Origin of the sequence: Thomasclavelia sp., from assembly GCF_017889095.1 — a bacterium.
In the GTDB taxonomy this organism is placed as follows: domain Bacteria; phylum Bacillota_I; class Bacilli_A; order Erysipelotrichales; family Coprobacillaceae; genus Thomasclavelia.
Window position 1 is genome coordinate 1 of the sequence record NZ_JAGHEW010000243.1, and the last position, 3,155, is coordinate 3,155.

The 3,155-nt window shown below is 31.1% G+C and carries 4 protein-coding genes; all 4 read left to right on the top strand.

Going from position 1 to position 3,155, the window contains the following annotated elements; all coding sequences use genetic code 11:
* A partial coding sequence (locus J7M77_RS10780; RefSeq protein WP_296878389.1) for an HAD-IIB family hydrolase occupies window positions 1-359 on the top strand: 359 nt, incomplete at its 5' end.
* On the top strand, window positions 359-1,189 hold the full coding sequence (locus tag J7M77_RS10785) for an HAD family hydrolase (protein WP_296878390.1): 831 nt from the start codon (window positions 359-361) through the stop codon (window positions 1,187-1,189). The genes J7M77_RS10780 and J7M77_RS10785, both read left to right, overlap by 1 nt.
* Complete coding sequence (locus J7M77_RS10790) at window positions 1,179-1,838, top strand: uracil-DNA glycosylase (RefSeq protein ID WP_296878391.1); 660 nt, start codon at window positions 1,179-1,181, stop codon at window positions 1,836-1,838. Before J7M77_RS10785 ends, J7M77_RS10790 begins: the two co-directional genes overlap by 11 nt.
* Before the next feature lie 11 nt (window positions 1,839-1,849).
* Window positions 1,850-3,001, top strand: a complete 1,152-nt coding sequence (locus tag J7M77_RS10795) for a Mur ligase family protein (RefSeq protein ID WP_296878392.1) — start codon at window positions 1,850-1,852, stop codon at window positions 2,999-3,001.
* The last annotated feature ends 154 nt before the right edge of the window (window positions 3,002-3,155 follow it).

Genomic DNA, 3,155 nt, shown 5'->3' on the forward strand with positions numbered 1-3,155 from the left:
ACGAACGCAGGGATATGGCATATTTAAAAGCAATTGAACAAGAATTAAAAGATGAAATTAAAGATAAAGCCTGTGCTAGTTATTCATCAAATCGGTATTTAGAATTTAATGCTCTTGGGGTAGATAAGGGTTATGGACTACGCTGGTTAGCTAACTATCTAGGTATTGATAATAAGGATACAATAGCTATTGGCGATAATTATAATGATGTTGAAATGATCAAACAGGCTAATTTGGGTGTTAGTGTTACCTGTGCTAGTGATGATATTAAAGAAATTAGTCAATATGTTACTAAACTTGATTATGATCAAGGTGCAGTAAAAGAAGTGATAGAAAAATTTGTTTTGGAGGAAGAATAATGGGTTATAAGTTAATTGCATGTGATTTAGATGAAACTCTATTAGATGATCAGCACCATGCTGGTAAACGAAACGTTGAAGCAATTCAACGGGCAAGAAAAGAATACGGAGTTAAATTTGTCCCAGCTACTGGAAGAGGATTTATGCAAATCCAGCCGGAATTAAAAGAATTAGGATTATATGATTTACCTGAAGAGTATGTTATTTCTTTTAATGGGGGAGCCTTAACTGAAAATAAAGGTAATCGCTTATTAGAGTTTAAAGGTTTACCTTTTGCAAAAATGAAAGAATTATTTGAAGCTGGATTGAACTTTGATGTTTGTATCCATGTCTATACCCCAGATAATTTATATGTATTTAATATGTCGGAGTCGGAAGCTGAAAGATTAGAAAAACAAAAATTGGAATTTATTTATCCTAAAGAAAACAGTGTTGATTTTTTAAAGGATACCCCAATTTCTAAGATTTTATATCAAAATGTTGATGTGCCTTATTTAATGAGTTTAGAAGAAGGGCTAAAACCAATTACTGATGGGTGCTGTGCGGTTAGTTATTCTTCTAATCGTTATATGGAATTTAATGCTTTAGGTGTTGATAAAGGTCAAGGATTGATTGATTTAGCTAATAAGTTATCAATTGCAATTGAAGATACAATTGCTGTTGGCGATAACTATAATGATATGGCGATGTTAAAAGTAGCGGGCTTATCAGTAGCTGCTAATAATGCAGTAGATGAAGTAAAAGCGGCTTGTGATTATACAACTAATGCTGATAATAATGAAGGCGTTGTTGCCGAATTGATCGAGAAGTTTATTTTCAATGAAATTTAAAGATATTGCACAAGCTGAATTTGAAAAAGAATATTATCAAAAACTGCATGATTTTGTCGCTAATGAATATGAACATAAAACAATCTTTCCACCTAAACAAAATATTTTTCGAGCTTTGAATTTATGTGACTATGATGATGTTAAAGTTGTAATTCTAGGCCAAGATCCATATCATGAATTACATCAGGCTAATGGATTAGCCTTTAGTGTTTATCCAGGTGTACGCATCCCACCTAGTTTAGTTAACATCTATAAAGAATTACATAATGATTTAAATACTACGATTCCTAACCATGGGGATTTGACAAAATGGGCTAAACAGGGCGTTTTATTGCTTAATAATGTTTTAACTGTGGAACAAGGAAAAGCCAATAGTCATGCTGGAAAAGGCTGGGAAACTTTTACTTTAAATATCGTTAAAGCGTTAAATGAACGAAAAAAGCCATTAGTATTCATTTTATGGGGTAATAATGCTCGAGCTAAAAAGCAATATATTGACACTTCAAGACATTTAGTCCTTGAAAGTGCCCATCCATCACCATTATCAGCTAGTCGCGGTTTTTTCGGTTCCCGTCCATTTAGTAAAGCTAATCAGTTTTTAGTTGAAAATGGAATTAGTCCGATTGACTGGCAAATTGAAAATATTTAATGGAGAAAATGATGTTTAATGATATTGAAAGTGCCTTAAAATATATTGAGTCTAGAAGAGTTAAACGAACTACAAAACAGTTTAAAGATACAATAAAAAAATATGGTTTTAATATTCACCAAAAAAATATGATTCATGTAGCCGGTACTAACGGTAAAGGTTCAACCGTTAATTTTATTAAAGAAATATTAGTAAGACATGGTTTTCGAGTTGGGACTTTTACTTCACCATATTTAATCTGTCATAATGATCGTATTTGCATTAATGGAAAAATGATCAGCGATGCTAAGCTGTTACAAATTATCAATGATTTAGTAAAAATCATTGAAAGTGAACAGTTGTCAATGTTTGAAATTGATATTTTGATCATGCTTAAATATTTTGAAGAAGAAGATTTAGATTATCGAATTATTGAAACTGGAATTGGCGGTTTGCATGACAAAACTAATGTAATTGATAGTATTTGCAGTGTGATTACAAATATTGGATATGATCATCAATTTATGCTTGGTGATACTCTAGAGAAAATCGCAAAGCATAAAGCTGGAATTATCAAAGCTAATCAAATCTGTTTTACTAGTGAAACTAACCCGGATTTAATTGCAATCTTTGATCAAAAAGCAATTAGTCAAAATAGTCAGTTAATTAAAGTGATGCCAGTATGTAACTATCAATACCCTTATCATTTTAGTTGTTTAAATCATGATTATTATTTGACTAATTGTGGCAGCTATCAAGTGGCTAATGCTACTCTTGCCATCAATGTTTGTAACCATTTGATTGAGTTGAAGCCAAACCTAGTTCAAGAAGCTTTATCATCATTTAAATGGCCAGGTCGGTTTGAACAATTTGGTAAGATTTATTTAGATGGTGCTCATAATCTTGATGGTATCAAGGCTTTAATTAAATCATTACATGATCAAAAAGTAACCAATGCGCTAATTATTTTTAGTGCTTTAGGTGATAAGGATATTAAAGCTATGAAAGAATTATTAAGTGAATATCCACTAATTCAGGCAACTTTTGAAGATGAGCGTTTGGAATTAGATGGAATTGATTTTAAGCAGGCAATTGATCTTAACTATGATTTATATGATCATTTAATTATTACTGGTTCTTTGCATTTTATTAGTACAGTTCGCAAATATTTATTAACTAGATAACAAAAAAGCAGCCTAGCTGCTTTTTTTATGTTTATTTAAAGTTTTGTTGATACCAGGTTAAAAATAGATAGACTGTCCAGATCTTGCGGGCATTATTTTCAATTCCCTGGTAATGATTATCTAATAAAAGATTTAAATTATCTTGATTAAAATA